The following is a 15,562-nucleotide window of genomic DNA, read 5'->3' on the forward strand; positions in this document are numbered from 1 at the left end:
TAACAAGAACTAAAGCCTCAGCCAAAAGCTGGGGCTTTAGTTCTTGTTATTTGACCAGCCTTTGGAGGCAGACAATTATACTTTACCGATGCCAAAATGGGTTAATGCAACAAAATTGCGTCACATACTTTAAATTGAATCATTTGCCATACAATTGGTTTATCTTGTACACGTTAATCTCACTTGAATGGAAATAGGTCAGGAAGTAGCGGAACTGCGGCAGCAGCTAGAATTAGAAAAGGCTGCGAGGCAAGCCGCTGAAAGCGTAGCCATCGCACAAGCTTCTTTAATTGGAGCACTAATGCAGCAGGAACCTTCCGGAGCACCCACACACAATGGTCTCCCTTCTTCAGCCATTTTACTTAAGTATAGCACAGCAGGCACAGTATCTGGAGTAAACGAGGCTGGTAAGAGCTTTCTGAATACTACTCCAGATGAAAGCAAAACTGAATTAGCGCAACTTTTAGAGCTAAACACACAGAAGCTTAACAGCACTGATAATATCCCACTGCAGGTACAGTTTGATCAAAACCACTATCATCTTTTTATTGCCCCACTCCCTTCCGACAATGGCTATGCCATTTATATGGCAGACCTTATGGCCCAACGCAAATCAGAGAAGGCACTTCAGGAGAGCAGAAATTTTATCAATAACGTAGCGCATACTATCCCTAACATTCTTTATATATATGATCTGGAGGAAAGTAAGAATGTATACTTAAATGAACACATTAAAAGTGTGTTGGGATACACTGATGCTGATGTAGCCTCTATTACCAGAGACATGCTTCGCACAATTATACTTCCGGAAGATACTGTAAGACTGTACCGGCACGTAAATAAAATGCGCCATGCTGCAGACGGAGATGTTAAGGAAGTAGAATATAGCGTTAGGTGTAAAAACGGTACTACCAAGGTTCTTTTTTGTAGAGAAAGCGTATTCAGGCGAAATGCAAACGGGCAGGTTAAGCAGATTATTGGCTCTGCCGGCGATATTACCACCCTTAAAAAGCAACGAAAGGAGCTACTACGCCAAAAAGACTTTTACGAAGCTATCCTGAACCACATACCCTCCGACGTTGCTGTGTATAACAATAAACTGGAGTATGTTTTCTTGAATCCAGCAGCTGTAAAAGACCCGGAGCTACGTAAATGGATAATCGGAAAGACCAACGAAGACTATAGTCGGCACCGTGGTGTACCTATAGAAAGAATGCAGCAGCGCAGCAAACACCTGCAGCAAGCGCTAGAGCTAAAAACGCAGGTAGAGTTCGAAGAAACCTTGCTGAACAAATCTGGAACGGAACAGCATTTTTTGAGAAGGCTGAACCCCGTGCTTAACAGCAATAATGAGGTGGAACTCGTAATCGGGCACGGCCTTAATATAACGGAGCTGAGGAAGGTACAGGAAAGCATTTTAGCCAGTGAGGCAAAGAATAGAGCTATACTTGCTGCTATTCCCGATCTGATGTTTATCATTGACAGTGACGGCCGCTACGTAGACATGAACAATGTGGTGCAATACCACATGCTTGTACCAAAAGAGCAAGTGATTGGCAGCTATGTAACCGAGTTGCTGCCACAGCACCTGTCTACCATGGTTATGAATAAGCTGCAGCGCGTTATAACCACAGGCCAGTCAGAGAAACTGGAGTACGAGCTAAGTTTTGAGGAGGGCACCCGCTATTACGAAGGCCGACTGCTAAAGTACAGTGAAAACGAGGTATTAACTATAATCCGGGATACTACAGAGGAGCGCAATGCCGCTGTTCAGGTAAAAGAAAAAAATGAATTTATCAGGCAGGTAATTGACACGAGCCCCAGCCTGATCTTTGTTAAAAATGCAACTGGGCAGTTTTCGCTGGCAAATGCCGAGTGTGCCAGGCTTTTTGGCAAATCCGTGGATGAAATAGTAAGCTCCTCCGCCTCCAGTCTTTACTCATCTGAAGAGGAAGCTGAGTTTTATAGCACTATTGATAAACAAGTAATTGAGCTTAACACCGAAGTTAGAGTAGACGAAAAGTTTACAATGGAAAACGGTGAGGTTATGTGGTTTAACACGATAAAAAAACCACTGTTAACGAATACCGGCGAAGTACAGGTACTGGGCATCTCCACTAACATCACAGAGCAGCGCCAGGCCAAGCAGCGCCTACAGGAAAGCGAGGAACTTTTCAGGCTACTTTCAGAGAACTCCAAAGACCTGATAAGTCTGCACGAGCCGGATGGCCGCTATCTTTATATTTCCAAAGCTTGTAAAGAATTGCTAGGCTACGAACCGGAGGAACTGATCGGCCAGATGCCACTGGATATAATTCACCCGGAAGACCTTAACTTAGTTAAAAGCAAGGCTAATGTGCAGTATCTGCTTGAACATAAAAACGTTTTAATACAGCATAGGCTTAACCGCAAAGATGGTACGGAGCAGTGGGTAGAAACCAATTTAAAACCCATATTCAATGCTGCAGGCGAGGTCTCCAAAATACAGTCGGCTGTTCGTGACATAACAGAAAGAAGAAAAGCAGAGGAAGCGTTAAAGGCCAGCGAAAAAAAATACCGTGACCTTATAAAGTATAGCCGAGCCTACTTCTGCACACATAATATGCAGGGTGTTTTGCAGGAGGTAAATCCTTACATGCTCGAAATGCTGGGTTATACAACTGAGGAGATGGTAGGCCATAACCTGATATCGTTCCTGCCGGAGCACCATCAGGTTAACTTCAGCATTTACCTTAAGGAGTTCAGGCAAAAGAACAATGTAGAGGGCGTTTTTACCGTACTGGACAAAGACAAAGAGGAACGTTACCTTTTTTACAAAAACTATAAGGTAGAGGAGCCTGACACCGAACCATATATTATCTGTATTGCCCAGGATATTACCGACAGAATGCATACCGAACTGGAGCTGAAACGAGCCAAAGAAGCTGCAGAAGAATCGGCGCGGGTAAAGGAGAATTTTTTGGCTAACATGAGCCATGAAATCCGCACCCCCATGAATGGTATTATGGGCATGGCCAGTCTTTTAAATAAAAGCCAGCTGAACCCAGTACAGAAGAACTATATCAAAATCATTCAGCAGTCTGCAGATAACCTGCTCGTGATCATTAACGACATCCTAGATATCGCTAAGATAGAAGCCGGAAGGCTGGAACTGGAAGAAATTCCCTTTGATATTACCGATACAATAAAGGCTGCCTACCAGACATTGATTTATAAAGCAGAGGAAAAAGAGCTGATATACCAGTTAAAGCCCCTGCAACTGGAACACCAGATATTGAACGGTGACCCATACCGGCTTAACCAGGTGCTTTTAAACTTGCTTAACAATGCCATTAAATTCACTGAAAATGGAAATGTTACTCTAAGCAGCCAGGTGTTAGAAGAAACAGAAGACAAACTGACACTTGAGTTCACTGTATCAGATACAGGTATTGGCATACCTCCCGATAAAATGGAGTATATCTTTGAAGGGTTTTCACAAGCTTACTCAAGCACTACCCGTAAGTATGGTGGCTCAGGCCTTGGCTTAAGCATTTGCCGAAACCTGGTACAAATGCAAGGTGGTAAGATTTGGGTTGAGAGCGAAGAAGGTAATGGAAGCGCCTTTAAATTTGTGATAACTTATACAAAGTATAAAAAAGGCGATTTTTTAAAGCCAGAGAGAGAATCCATAGACTTTACCAGCCTGAAAGGCACAAAGGTGCTTTTAGCCGAAGATAACGAAGTAAATATTTTCTTAGCAAAATCGATTATGGAGGGTTGGCTCTTTGATGTTGATGTTGCCTATAATGGAAGAGAAGCCGTGGAATTATCTCAGAAAAACACTTATGATCTGATTTTAATGGATATTCAGATGCCGGAACTCAGTGGAATAGACGCCACGCACAGCATCCGATCAAATTCAGATAAATCTAAATCCAGTGTTCCCATTATAGCTTTAACAGCCAATGCCCTAAAAGGTGATGCTGAAAAATACCTTAGCGTGGGAATGAACGCCTATATTTCTAAACCTTTTGAGGAAGAAGAGCTTTATCTTAAAATAGCTAATGCTTTGCTACACAAACTGGTAAAGAGTGAGCATATAGTGCCAACAGATAAACAGGAAGAAGTGGCTACTCCCCTTGAACCTTTATACGACCTGACCATGCTGCACAAGATGTCGCGGGGTAACGAGGCGTTTATACAGCGCGCTAAAAAGCTATTTTTAAGTACCGTACCTGAAACCTTAGATGATATAAGCCAGAAGCAGCTTACGCACGATTGGGCCGGTGTGAGTGCCGCTGCACATAAACTAAAGTCTACAATTGATACTTTGCGCATCGAAAAGCTGAAGGAGGTGATCCGGCAAATTGAGTCGGATGCGAAAACACAGGAAAACCTGGAGGAGGTAACTGAAAAAATTGCTGTTTTAAATGAAGTTATGCATAAGGTACTGGAGCAAATGAGATCTGAAGTATAAAATTTAACTATAGTTAAAAACCATCGTAAAGTCCTTGTACTACATACTGGTACAGGGACTTTGCTTTTTACCGCTAAGCTTTTCATTTTTATACTTACCAGCAATTCTCTATAGCCCAAAATAGAGCAGAAGCAAAGAATACAGCCCTGCATCTGTTATTCCTTAATAAAACACTATGCAACACCCACTCCCAGACCTTAACCAGATCGTTTCCTTCAGGCATGACTTGCACAAGCACCCGGAGTTGTCGGGCAAAGAAATTGAAACCGCTAAACGTATTGAAACCTTTCTGGCTCAGTTTAAACCAGATACTGTATTAACCGGAATTGGTGGCACGGGTGTGATAGCTGTATTTAATGGCACTACAGAAGGCGGCCCAACAGTACTATTCCGGGCAGATACGGATGCTTTACCAATCCAGGAAACCAATAACCTAAAGTATACATCTAGCACAGCAGGCGTCAGCCACAAATGCGGGCACGATGGGCATACCGCTATACTAGCAGGCCTGGCACAACTGCTCTCTCATAAGCCTCTCACAAAAGGCAGAGTTATACTTCTATTTCAGCCGGCTGAAGAAACAGGCCAGGGTGCTTATGCAGTTTTAAATGACGAGAGGTTTCAGGGCCTTCAACCTGACTTTGTTTTTGCACTGCATAACCTACCAGGCTATCCGGAGAACCAGGTTGTAACACGTGCTAAGTCCTTTGCAGCTGCCTCCACAGGTATGGTTGTAGCGCTTTATGGTAAGTCGTCGCATGCAGCGGAGCCCGAAAACGGAGTTAACCCCGGACAAGCAATGGCAGAACTTATACTTGCCTTCAATAATATCATACTTGAAAAAAGCCGCTTTCAGGATCTTACATTGCTTACCGTCATTCACGCCAGATTAGGAGAGATTGCGTTTGGCACTAACCCAGGTTTTGCCACCGTAATGGCCACCCTCCGCTCCTACCAACAAGCCGATTTAAACCTGCTTAAAAATATAACAGCAAAAACTGTAAAAGACACTGCAGAAAAGTATAACCTAACATTTGACATCAGCTTTACAGAAGAATTTCCGGCTACTGTTAACGATGATACTGCTGTTACGCTTATAACAAAGGCAGCGCAAAAGCTAGAACTAGATGTGCAGCAGGCCGTACATCCGTTTAAGTGGTCTGAGGACTTTGGGTATTTTACAGAGAAGTATAAAGGGGCAATGTTCGGGTTGGGTGCAGGTATGCATCACCCTCAACTGCACCATGCTAACTACGATTTCCCAGACCAGCTTATACCTACTGGCGCTGCTTTATTTTATACTATCGCAGCTGACATCATGAATGGATAACACACTATGTTTCACAGTTCTTATATTGAGTTAAGTAAATCAGCACTTCAAAATAACATCACCTTTTTAAAGCAACAGATTGGGCCTGGTGTTAAGCTTTCTTCCGTAATTAAAGGCAACGCCTATGGACACGGCATAGAACCGTTTGGCTCTCTTGCACAGCAATGCGGCGTAGACCATTTCTCCGTTTTCAGCGCAGATGAGGCACAGCGACTGTATGCTGCTTTGCTACAACCAGCCACCATTGTTATAATGGGCTTTCTAGACAATGATGAACTGGAATGGGCTATACAGCACGAGTTGGAGTTTTTTGTTTTTGAGCCGGATAGACTAGAGGCTGCTGCCAAAACTGCCAAAGCGCTGGGCAAGAAAGCTGTCATACACCTGGAACTTGAAACCGGAATGCACAGAACAGGCTTTGACACTGGTTACCTGCCTGCTGTTCAAACCTTGCTTAACAACTATAGTGATCATGTGCATTTAAAAGGTATTTGTACGCACTTTGCCGGTGCCGAGAGCTTTCAGAACCATCAGAGGGTAACAGCCCAGCTTGAGCGATTTATAGAGCAGGTAAAGCAGCTACAGGCAACGGGTTTACAGGCAGAGCAACTGCATACGGCATCGTCAGCTGCTACCATAAGCTATCCTCAAAGCCGTTTTGATTTAGTGCGTGTAGGCATTATGCAATATGGCTTTTGGCCCAGCCCCGAAACTTATACTTACTACACTAGCCAAAACAAAGAACAAAATGACCCGCTGCAACGCCTGATTAACTGGAAAAGCCGGATTATGACCCTTAAGCAGGTAGCGCAAGGAGACTACATTGGGTACGGCACCACGTTTAAAGCACCAAGAGACATGGTTTTGGCCATCGTGCCTGTAGGTTATGCCTGGGGGTACAGCCGGAGCTTAAGTAACCAGGGGCAGGTGCTGATAAGAGGCCATCGTGCAGGAGTGGTTGGTATAGTGAGCATGAACGTGCTTACAGTGGATGTGACAGATATACCCGATGTAACTCAGGGCGATGAAGTCGTACTGCTTGGCAAGCAGAAAGACCAAAGTATAAGTGTGGCCTCATTTGCAGAACTAAGCACGCAACTAAACTATGAACTACTCACCCGCCTACCACTAAACATACCCCGCCTAATTGTAGATTAAAATGAGCGGAAGTGATAAATTATTTAAAGCTTTTGAAGTGGTACCCGCAGTTAAAGCAATAACTAGCCTCGGGTAGATGCCCTTCTTTGTGACAGTTCGGGCATACTTTAGTTAAAGCTAAAGCATCTCTTTCCGTTTTTGCCAGCTCTACTGATACAATGCCGGTAGGCACCGCTATGATACCGTAACCCATAATCATGATAAAACTGGCCAGTATCTGTCCCAATGGAGTTTGTGGAGCTATATCGCCATATCCTACTGTGGTCAGGGTAACGATGGTCCAGTAAATGCTTATGGGTATGCTGGTAAATCCACTTTTAGCTCCCTCAATAATATACATAGCTGAGCCTACAATTACTATTACCGTCAGCACTACCCCCAGAAACACCATAATTTTTGTTACACTCGCTCTCAAAGCTTTTGAAAGCACCTGCCCTTCGTTTATAAAACGGGTAAGCTTAAAAATACGTGCCACCCGCAACAGGCGCAGCACTCTTATCACCAGGAAGTACTGTGAGCCAAGTATAATCAGGCTTAAATAAGTAGGAATGATTGAAAGTAAATCTACAATACCAAAAAAAGAAAATATGTACTTAGATGGCTTAGGTGAGCTGTATATCCTCAAGAAGTACTCTATGGTGAAAATAATGGTAAAAATCCACTCCAGCGCTATAAACAGTGTTAAGTAATTGCGCCTTAGCTCCACCACACTCTCCAGCGTAACTACTGTTACACTGCTGAGGATTAGTACCAATAGTGAGATATCGAAAGCCTTGCCAAGCGGTGTCTCTGCCTCAAAAATGATCTTATAGATCCTCTTCCGCAAACTTTCCTTATTTGCTACAGCCATGTTTTATACCGTGTGATATTATACTCAAAGCTGCAATATACTTAATCTTGGGCAGGAGGCTTTATACTTAACAACTGTAAGTTTTTCTGCAGCACCTGCATCTGGTTAAGTTCTTTTACCTGAACATTCACTCTTTCCCGGTCTGATGTGTTCATTATTCCCTTATCAGCGTCCTGCAGCAAAACCAGGATCTCTTTATATAAAACAGGCTTCAGGTGAGGGTGCTTCTCCACTTTAAAAAGCAGGCTACGGAATAGGTAAAGTATACGAAGCACAACAACACAACTTTCTTTACTGTACAACCTGATCGGGCTGAGGCACAAATCCATCAAATGCTCAAAAGTTTCCTGCAGAAAAATAACACGTCCTTCCCCGTCCTTATCACAAAGCACTTTTTCATCTGTCAGCTGCATCCGGAGTACGAAGAGGTCAGTGAGGTAGTCAATTGCCTTGATGGCGGTGCCAGGGTCATTCAGGCTAGGGCTCAGGGCTCTGATAGCACTTTCAGTTATATGCTTGAAGCCGAAAAGATAGTTTACATCGGGTCTTTCTTCGCGGTAAAAGTTAAGGTGCACGAAAAGCGCGTCTCTAAACTCTTCAGCATCCGGAAGCATCTTGTTCACCTTTGCGAAGGGAATACCATTTATAATAAAATTACCTAAAGGCTGCTCAAAACAAAGCACCACCCCATACTTCTTGCACAGTTCCAGAACACTTTCAGTCTCCATACTTTGAAGATAGCCAGTTTGGCTGCTCAGTACCGGATACCACTGCCCACCTGCACCAGGCCTTTCTAGAACCACACCTCCATCGTGCTTTATTTCATTTTTAAGTTTCTCACGCGTCACCTCATAAATACTCTCAAGTATACTTTCTATCTGTATAGATAAAGAGATGGAATGTATAAAGTATACAAAGAAACCAAGGCAAAGAATGGTAAAGCACATGGCTAGAAATATGGAGAAGCCCGGCAACGGGATGCCATAATAATCTGAATGCACATTTACCATGACAATCAGCGTGTAGATGAGGGTGCCCAGGTAAAGGCCCATTACACGTTGGTTAGACTTATAGGAGATTAGACCAGGAATTACCCTAGGCGTAAAGTTGGAACTGGCTTGGTTAAGCACCAGCATAACCATGGTAAAACTGAAAACTGTCAGGGATATAATGCCTGTTGTGATAGAACTAAGTATCAACCTGGCGGTTTCGCTGTTGCTGATGATCACAAATGATATGTCATCTTTTAGAACCTTGCTTATACCCAGGGTTTCGAGGTATAGCATTACCAAAGCCAGTAACGCGAAACAAAAGGAAATCAGGGTTGGGTAGAACCCTATACTGTTCACAATGTAGTAATATGCAAATCTAATTTTGCTGTAGATTTTCTTCATCTGCCAGGTGTTGCTGCATGCAATTTAATTTAGATGTACTCATGCAAGCTTTAGTAAGTTTAGCAGAAGCGTATTTGTAGTCTAATTTTACCTGTAAACAGCAACAATTTTTATGGTTTGTAGGCCATAAATGTTTTATCACTGTAGAAAATCACGATCTGCTCAATAGTTTTTTCGGATCTTTCAGCGTCAGAAATAGCAGGTTCGGCTTTATCTTCATTTTGTACTTTAACCACATCATTAACCGTGGATTTGGCTGGATTATCTGTTTGTGTGCTATCAATTGCTAAATTAGGTGCCTTATTTACAGGTGCAACAACTGGTGCTAACTGTTTTAGCATATCCCCTTCACCAAGCAACACCCATCTTAAGTCTATCTCAGGAAATACAGCTACAATTTTAGTCACTACTTCAAGGCTAGGTTTATTTCTACCACTGAGAATGTGGCTCATAACAGCTCTTGGTACCTCAACATGATCAGCAAACTGTGTTGAACTCATACTCACAAATTCCATTATTTTCTTGATACGCTCCGTCATATAATGTAATATAAGGTGTTTACATAAATATATACAAATGTAATACTTTGTGCTTATACTTTTGAAAATCATTCATCAATATCAGAACATATACTTAAATAAAAACTTAAGATATATACCTTATTAATCAAATGCTTAATATTTTATAATATTTATAATCAATTAAAAATACTCAATTTACATTTGTATATACATTTGTAAACAGTATATTAATTTCCATTTAAACTAAGGGTATATATTATTATCACTTATTAATCAAGCTCTTATGTTCTAGCTTGAAGTATAGCAGTTAAGTATTACCCTGACAGCCTGGCAGATAAAAAAAAGGCTTTGTGGATAAACCGAGTTATCCACAAAGCCTTAATTTGTTATGCTACAGCACTTTACTTATTGATGTTACATTAATAGTGTATGCTAATACATTCTCAATAAAATCTATAAAGAGTCAGTGCTATTTATGTTGCTGTTTGTTCCATCAAAGGATTTTAGTGCAATGAAGAAATTGAATTGTACTTTATACATTTTAAGAAGCCATCATAAACCTTAAACTTGATCCTGAAGATTTTACCTTACCAGCAACACGCCATTCATTTTTTGCCAGTGGCCAGGATAGGTACAAACAAAGCTGTACATGCCGGAGTCTGTGGGAGCAGTAAATTCTAGTTCTACAGTTTGCCCGGGTAAAGCTAGTGGAGATGCAGCTAACACTACCTCGCTTTCCGGTACGTAATTTCCTGGAGCCCCCACCTTGGCTCCTGCCAATGCCACAAGTTTATACTTATCTGGTTGGGTAAACACTATGTTATGGATCATTGATTGTTCTGTACCTTCGTTTATCAAAGTAAGCTTTACCAATGTGCCCGGTTTAACTTCTATTGTGTCCTGGTCATAAGACATTTCTTCCAGGGTGTTGCCTATTGCTTTTATGGTTATCTCCTCTACATGCTGAAGCGTTGTGTCTAGCTCTTCTTCTGTCAGTGCGGCACCGGAAGTATCAGCAGTGCTTACTACTTCATCAGTACCCGCTGGGCCGGTACCAGAATTACAGCCAACAAACCAGCAGGCACTGAATATAAAGAGTATTAAACTTAGCTTTCTCATGATTCAATTTATGTTGAATATGGGGCTAATAGGCAAGCCTACCCAAAGTACTCCTGTTCCAGTTTCTTATCGTGGCCATAAATATCATCTCTGAAGTGAACATTGCCCTGCTCGTCGGCCCAGCTGGTAAAGTATACAATGTACACCTGCACCCGCTTTGGCAAGGTTACCCAGGTTTCTTCTCCCCCGTTAATTGTTTCCCGGATGCGATTCTCGTTCCATTCCGGCATATCTGCCACCATGTATTTGGCAAGTTCTATTGGTTTTTCAAGCCTTACACAACCATGGCTAAAGTCACGTTGGTTTTGGCTAAACAGAGCATCAGCAGGTGTGTCGTGCAGGTAAACATTATACTCGTTGGGGAACAGGAATTTTACATCTCCTAGAGAGTTTTTTGAACCGGGGCGCTGCCTTACCATATACGGAAAGTTCTTCTCCGTTACATTTCCCCAGTCAATAGAGGAAGGGTCTATCTGCTTTGGATTTTTTTCTTTTGTAACTACCTCCATGTTCTGAGAGGCGAGATAATTAGAATTACGAAGAATGGCTGGTTTAATCTCCCGCTCTACAATACTGTTTGGTACGTTCCAGTAAGGTGCCATAACCACATACTCTAGCTTATCACTGAATATTGGTGTAGAGTTCATGGTCTTTCCGACAATTACACGCATATTCATTACCTCTTGGTATTTGCGCTCCGCCTCCGGGTCGTTTTCAGGATCTTCGTAAATGTACAGTTTATACTCTGGTATATTAACCCAAATATACTTCTGATCAAGGCTCTTTGGCACCATACGTTTTGGTATCCAGCGCCAGCGTTCCATATTAATCATTATCTGATCTATACGGTCTGTAATCGGCACGTTAAGCTGCTTAAGAGTATTGCCACCAACCAAGCCATCCTCTGCCAGGCCGTGCAGCATCTGAAACTTCTTAACCTGCTTCTCTAGGTTCTCATCAAACAGGCGCATTTTCGGATCCGACCCATTAATAGCTTGCTCAGGGTTCAGGCGTTTGCGAAGGGTAACAACTGCCGCTGCCGTGTCGCCTTTAGCCAGCGATTTTCTCTTACCTAATTCTACTTTAGGCCATCCACCCTTTTCCTCAATCGCTCTATACTTTGCCAGGGCGTTGCGCAAATTCGCATATCCAGCGTGCAACGCATCAAACTCATAGTAGGGATAGGTGCTATCCCGCTCCTTTAAAATGGTCTGTAATGCCTTGTGCAGTTTAATCTTGTTCTTTTTTACATCCCAGCTAACACTGCCTACTTCCTGCGGATTAACTCTTCCCCTGTAAAAGTCAGAAGCGTAGTTAAAGTATGAGCCGGTAAGTGCCAGGTCTATTTTCTTTTGGAGCTCCAAACGAGCAGAGTCTCTCCTGCCCATGCCTTCATAGGCTTTAAACAAAGAGTCAAAAGCAACAATTTTGTAATTTTTAGGCTGAAGCCCCTCTTTAGATGCCTGATCTATTACAGATAGAAATTTCTCAGCTTCCGGCACGAGCTCATTATCCCGAAACCAGGCAAGTTCATAATCCCTGTCTCCGTAAAACAAGTACATCAGTTCAGCGTGCTTGTTAAAGGTTGGCTGCTGCTGCAGATAGTCTTCTATGTATAAACTATCTGTTTTAGCCTGTGGCAGCGTTTTTAGTCTATCCAACAAACCTGTTCCTTCAGCCTCTCCGGCTTCAGATTCATTATTAGAGTTATTACAGCCTGCAAATACAAACACCACTGCTAGTGCAAGTAGGGAAGTCAATGTAGATTTTATATGATAAGGGTACATATGATATTTATTTAGATACACAGTACAGCTGCCGTTAGCAACCTAACTGATTTTTTAACACAATTAATTTATTAGATTAATACAATTAATGCATCCAGATTATTGTTATATAGATATTCTAGCTATATGTACTTTAAAACAGTACAAAATGTTATAATTAGAGATATAGCTTTTGGCCATAGCCTTTCGTTATTAATTTATACGTGCAACAGGGTAATTGAAAGTATAAAAAGCCACTTAACACCCTTAAGAGTAACCCATCTCAGCCTCTCAGTTTGCCAAATGGCTTAATTTATGCCTATCTTAGTACATTAGACATCCATAAAACCTATGAGACCATACCAACGTTGCTTACTTGGCTTAAGCATGGCAGGCGCCTTACAGCTTGCCTCCTGTACATCACAACCTACAAAAGACGGCGACACTATGACAACAGAACAATCCGCTACTGAGAAAATACCGGCAGATGCTCACAGTTACGCCAACGCGGCAGAGGCCATTGCCAAACACTTAGACCTGGACATACAGGTAAATTTCGACCAGAAAACTATTAGCGGAACGGCATCTTACCTGATCGAGAACCTGACTGGAACGGATAGGATCATTTTTGACAGCAGAGGCCTGCAAATCGAAAAAGTATACTTAGGCGACGACATGACGGAAACCACCTTCCAACTGGGTGAGTCAAATCCGTTTTTGGGACAGCCGCTAACAGTGAACATTAAACCAGATACTAAAAAGGTAACAATAAAGTATAAAACCTCTCCGGATGCAGCAGCCTTACAGTGGCTTAACCCGCAACAGACTGCCGGCAAAAAGCATCCGTTCCTGTTTACGCAGTCGCAGGCTATACTTGCCCGCACCTGGATCCCAATACAAGACAGCCCTGGCGTACGCATCACATACAACGCAAAAGTTAAGGTGCCTAAAGAACTTCTTGCTGTTATGAGCGCTGAGAACCCTGTAGAAAAGAACAATACAGGCGAGTATACTTTTGAAATGAAGCAGCCAATCCCATCTTACCTGATGGCCCTTTCTGTGGGTGATCTGGTGTTTGAAAAAGTTGGCCCGCAGACAGGCATTTATGCAGAGCCTGCCACCATTAAAGCCGCTGCCTATGAGTTTGCAGAGATGGATAAGATGTTGGTGGCCGCCGAAAAAATCTATGGCAAGTATCGCTGGGATCGTTACGACTTACTGGTGCTTCCTCCTTCGTTCCCGTTTGGCGGCATGGAAAATCCTCGTTTAACCTTTGTTACACCAACCGTTTTGGCTAAAGACAGATCGCTTACCAGCCTGATTGCACACGAGTTGGCACACAGCTGGAGCGGCAACCTGGTAACTAACGCCACCTGGGATGATTTCTGGCTGAACGAAGGATTTACCGTATACTTTGAGCGCCGCATTATGGAGGAGTTGTACGGCAAGGAGTATGCAGACATGCTGAATGTACTGGGTTACCAGGACCTGCAACATACCATCGCCGATAAAGGTGCAGACAGCCCAGACACGCATTTGAAGTTAGATTTAGAAGGCCGCGATCCGGATGAAGGACTAACGGACATTGCATATGAGAAGGGTAATTTCTTTTTGCAGAACATTGAAAAAGCAGTAGGCCGTGAGCGCTTCGATGAGTTTGTAAATAACTACTTTAACACTTTTGCTTTCCAAAGCACCGATACCGATAAGTTCCTGGATTTTCTGCGCAAAGAGTTGATTAAAGGCGATGAAGAGTTGGCTCAAAAGATAAACATCGAAGGCTGGGTATACTCTCCGGGTCTGCCAGCTAGTTTCGAGAAGCCTACATCTGTACGCTTTGCAAAGGTAGAAGAGGCTTATAATGCCTGGAAAGCCGGAAAAGCTGCCGCACAACTTAATACCAAAGACTGGTCGAGCCACGAATGGCTGCACTTTATTCGTATGTTACCAGAAAACATGAGCCAGCAACAGATGGCAGATTTGGATAAGGCCTTCAACTTTACAAACTCGGGTAACTCTGAGGTGCTGGCGGCCTGGTTTATACATGCCATCAACAACAACTATACTACTGCTGATAAAGCTCTAGAAACGTTCCTGACTAATGTTGGCCGTCGTAAGTTCTTAGTTCCGATTTACAAGGCGCTGAATGCAACACCAGAAGGTAAGAAAAAGGCGCTGGCTATTTATGCCAAAGCCAGACCAAACTACCATGCTGTATCTACTGTTACACTAGATGAGTTGCTGAAGTAATAAAGTATAGTTTATACTAAACAGTAAAGCCCGGCCTATCAGGTCGGGCTTTACTGTTTCTATTTAAAAAGCGAAAACTCTGTCACTTTCATTAACCTGCTTGGGTAAGCCAGGCGAAAGTACAGAGTTTTTTCAATATCGCTTTAGAGCTCCTGTTTAACCAGGGTTCTAAATTTATCTTTCAGCTCTAATATTAACAGCTTGTTCTGCTATTTCTGTCAGAAGTGCATCAGTCTGTTTTTCTTCCTCCAGCGTCATCTCCAGTTGCTTTACAACATCCTGCATTCCTAACTGGCTTGCATACGTTCGAACAGTACCATAAGCAGCAATCTCATAATGCTCTACGCGTTGTGCGCAGGCTATAAGCGCGGCATCCATTACACTTTGGTCTGCACGCTCACTCATCATCGATTCACACTCCTTAATGATACCCTCCATGGCTTTGCACTTCTCTCCTGTTGCCTTTTGTCCAACCATCTCAAAAACTTTATCTAAACGCTGTATCTGCTGCTCAGTAACTTTCAGGTGGTCCTGGAAAGCCATTCTAAGCCGGTCAGATGAGCAGGCTTCCATCATCTTAGGAAGCGCTTTTGTAATCTGCTGTTCAGCGTTGTAAATGTCTTTAAGTTCGTGGATTAATAGGTCTTTCAAATTGTTTAGTTTCATAGCTTGGAAAGGTTACGCGTTAATAATGTTTGTTCTCTGGTCACTCGTG

The 15,562-nt window shown here is 42.8% G+C and carries 10 protein-coding genes; 4 read left to right on the forward strand and 6 right to left on the reverse strand.

Going from position 1 to position 15,562, the window contains the following annotated elements:
* The first annotated feature begins 187 nt into the window (after positions 1-187).
* The 3 genes from WG943_RS06990 to alr all read left to right on the forward strand — a co-directional run bounded on the left by WG943_RS06990 (position 188) and on the right by alr (position 6,947).
* Positions 188-4,459, forward strand: a complete 4,272-nt coding sequence (locus WG943_RS06990; RefSeq protein WP_340407738.1) for a PAS domain S-box protein — start codon at positions 188-190, stop codon at positions 4,457-4,459.
* 175 nt (positions 4,460-4,634) lie between these two features.
* Positions 4,635-5,789 carry an amidohydrolase gene (locus WG943_RS06995; protein WP_340407739.1) on the forward strand — a complete coding sequence of 385 codons (1,155 nt, stop codon included), beginning with the start codon at positions 4,635-4,637 and terminating at the stop codon, positions 5,787-5,789.
* 6 nt (positions 5,790-5,795) lie between these two features.
* Positions 5,796-6,947 (forward strand): alanine racemase, encoded by a 1,152-nt coding sequence (alr, locus tag WG943_RS07000; protein ID WP_340407741.1) that lies wholly within the window; start codon positions 5,796-5,798, stop codon positions 6,945-6,947.
* 19 nt (positions 6,948-6,966) lie between these two features.
* On the opposite strand, the gene WG943_RS07005 is transcribed toward alr, so the two are convergent.
* The 5 genes from WG943_RS07005 to WG943_RS07025 form a co-directional block, all read right to left on the reverse strand.
* The gene (locus WG943_RS07005) at positions 6,967-7,797 is read right to left on the reverse strand and encodes an ion transporter (RefSeq protein WP_340407742.1); all 831 of its coding nucleotides are present in this window, start codon (positions 7,795-7,797) and stop codon (positions 6,967-6,969) included.
* Between the two features lie 41 nt (positions 7,798-7,838).
* Positions 7,839-9,191 carry a DUF2254 domain-containing protein gene (locus tag WG943_RS07010; RefSeq protein ID WP_340407744.1) on the reverse strand — a complete coding sequence of 451 codons (1,353 nt, stop codon included), beginning with the start codon at positions 9,189-9,191 and terminating at the stop codon, positions 7,839-7,841.
* A 110-nt stretch (positions 9,192-9,301) separates the two neighbouring features.
* Positions 9,302-9,730: a helix-turn-helix transcriptional regulator gene (locus tag WG943_RS07015; protein ID WP_340407745.1), complete on the reverse strand. Its 429-nt coding sequence runs from the start codon at positions 9,728-9,730 to the stop codon at positions 9,302-9,304.
* 564 nt (positions 9,731-10,294) lie between these two features.
* Positions 10,295-10,831 (reverse strand): plastocyanin/azurin family copper-binding protein, encoded by a 537-nt coding sequence (locus tag WG943_RS07020; RefSeq protein ID WP_340407747.1) that lies wholly within the window; start codon positions 10,829-10,831, stop codon positions 10,295-10,297.
* A gap of 38 nt (positions 10,832-10,869) precedes the next feature.
* Positions 10,870-12,591: a L,D-transpeptidase family protein gene (locus tag WG943_RS07025; protein ID WP_340407748.1), complete on the reverse strand. Its 1,722-nt coding sequence runs from the start codon at positions 12,589-12,591 to the stop codon at positions 10,870-10,872.
* 357 nt (positions 12,592-12,948) lie between these two features.
* Here WG943_RS07025 and WG943_RS07030 point away from each other — a divergent pair, with 357 nt between their 5' ends.
* On the forward strand, positions 12,949-14,847 hold the full coding sequence (locus WG943_RS07030; RefSeq protein WP_340407749.1) for a M1 family metallopeptidase: 1,899 nt from the start codon (positions 12,949-12,951) through the stop codon (positions 14,845-14,847).
* A 174-nt stretch (positions 14,848-15,021) separates the two neighbouring features.
* Here the strand turns inward: WG943_RS07030 and WG943_RS07035 are convergent, their stop codons facing one another.
* Positions 15,022-15,513: a YciE/YciF ferroxidase family protein gene (locus WG943_RS07035; RefSeq protein ID WP_340407750.1), complete on the reverse strand. Its 492-nt coding sequence runs from the start codon at positions 15,511-15,513 to the stop codon at positions 15,022-15,024.
* Between the last annotated feature and the right edge of the window lie 49 nt (positions 15,514-15,562).

Source organism: Pontibacter sp. H249 (genome assembly GCF_037892465.1).
Taxonomy (GTDB): Bacteria; Bacteroidota; Bacteroidia; order Cytophagales; family Hymenobacteraceae; genus Pontibacter.

Bases quoted from the DNA above. Each gene is read 5' to 3' on its own strand.
- WG943_RS06990 (WP_340407738.1), top strand. From the start codon at position 188: ATGGAAATAGGTCAGGAAGTAGCGGAACTGCGGCAGCAGCTAGAATTA.
- WG943_RS06995 (WP_340407739.1), top strand. From the start codon at position 4,635: ATGCAACACCCACTCCCAGACCTTAACCAGATCGTTTCCTTCAGGCAT.
- alr (WP_340407741.1), top strand. From the start codon at position 5,796: ATGTTTCACAGTTCTTATATTGAGTTAAGTAAATCAGCACTTCAAAAT.
- WG943_RS07005 (WP_340407742.1), bottom strand. From the start codon at position 7,797: ATGGCTGTAGCAAATAAGGAAAGTTTGCGGAAGAGGATCTATAAGATC.
- WG943_RS07010 (WP_340407744.1), bottom strand. From the start codon at position 9,191: ATGAAGAAAATCTACAGCAAAATTAGATTTGCATATTACTACATTGTG.
- WG943_RS07015 (WP_340407745.1), bottom strand. From the start codon at position 9,730: ATGACGGAGCGTATCAAGAAAATAATGGAATTTGTGAGTATGAGTTCA.
- WG943_RS07020 (WP_340407747.1), bottom strand. From the start codon at position 10,831: ATGAGAAAGCTAAGTTTAATACTCTTTATATTCAGTGCCTGCTGGTTT.
- WG943_RS07030 (WP_340407749.1), top strand. From the start codon at position 12,949: ATGAGACCATACCAACGTTGCTTACTTGGCTTAAGCATGGCAGGCGCC.
- WG943_RS07035 (WP_340407750.1), bottom strand. From the start codon at position 15,513: ATGAAACTAAACAATTTGAAAGACCTATTAATCCACGAACTTAAAGAC.